General features: G+C 66.3%; 2 protein-coding genes. Both read left to right on the top strand.

All coding sequences use genetic code 11. From position 1 onward, the window contains the following. On the top strand, positions 1-593 hold a 593-nt coding region (locus EB084_25940), incomplete at its 5' end, for a 1-acyl-sn-glycerol-3-phosphate acyltransferase (protein NDD31706.1). 1 nt (position 594) lies between these two features. Beyond that, complete coding sequence (locus tag EB084_25935) at positions 595-1,107, top strand: hypothetical protein (GenBank protein ID NDD31705.1); 513 nt, start codon at positions 595-597, stop codon at positions 1,105-1,107. Positions 1,108-1,239: the final 132 nt, after the last annotated feature.

The raw sequence follows: 1,239 nt of genomic DNA, 5'->3' as shown, positions 1-1,239 counted from the left end.
CCGCCACCCTGCTCGCCCTGCGCGACCTCACCCCCCCGCGCCACGCGCACTTCCTGGCCAAGACCTCGCTCTATGAGGTCCGCTTCGCAGGCATCCCGTGGCTCGCGTACCTGCTCGATCAGGTCGACTTCATTCGCCTGAATCCGAACGAGGCCGACCTGACTGCGTTCAAGGCCGCCTTGCGACGCCTGGGAGAAGGACGGCTCATCGGCATCTATCCGGAAGGCGGCATCACCCTCGTGCACGAGCCGAGACCCGCGCTTCCGGGCCTTGCCATGCTGGCGCAGCAGGCCCAGGTTCCCGTGGTGCCCCTCGGCATCACGGGAACCCGCCCCCTGCGGTGGCGAGCCCCCGATGGACGGCCTGTCTTCAATCGGATGCGGCTGCGCTTCGGCCCGCCCATCGCGCCGCCGCCCCGTGGCCGGATGAACGATCAGCAGAGAAGGGGCTACGCCCAGAGCGTGCTCGACACGTGCTACCGCCTGACTGCACAGAGCCTTGAGAGCGATCCGCCCTTCCCTCCCCCCGGCGCGGTTGCTTCCCGTCAAGCAGGAACGGGAGCGCAGGGGGTGAACTCCGGGAGTCACGACTGAATTGGAGGCCCCCATGTCCGACAGCTCAACCCTCACCCGCCGTGCCACCGTTGGTGCTGCCGCGGTCGGCGCCCTGGCACTCGCCGCATCGTCCGTGGCGCAGGCCGATGACAGTTCCATCGCCCCGCTGCTGAAGGTCCTCCGTGCACACGACTACGCCTACATGCAGCACGATGTGAAGGGCGTTCTGGCCACCATGACCGAGAACGTGTTCCTTCTCGGATCAGGAACGGCCGAGATCTGGAAGGGCAGGAAAGAGGTCGCGACGGCCTACGAGCACTTCTTCAAGGACTTCGACAAGGGCTCTGAGAGCTTCGAGGCCATCTTCCACGAGGGCGCCATCAGCGGCAACATCGGCTACTTCACCGCAGCCCTGCGGGTGAACACGATGAAGGGCAGCAAGAAGAAGCAGTTCCCCTTGAACCTCTCGGTCGCGTTCGCGAAGGTGAAGGAGAGCTGGTTCATCACAGGCCTGCACTACTCCACGTCCTCGAGCGGCAAGCCGGGCGCCTGACCGCCCACGCCCGCCTCGGGCCTGCGCAGGTCACCACAAGACAGAAGCCGACGCGTCAAGATGCGTCGGCTTCTCTTGTTCTCCGCGTCGCAGACCCGCAGCTAGGTGTGCCCCACGAAGCCCGGCGACTCG

Source organism: Pseudomonadota bacterium (genome assembly GCA_010028905.1).
Taxonomy (GTDB): Bacteria; Vulcanimicrobiota; Xenobia; order RGZZ01; family RGZZ01; genus RGZZ01.
Note: the sequence above shows the minus strand (reverse complement) of the source record. Positions and strands in the feature narration are given on the sequence as shown.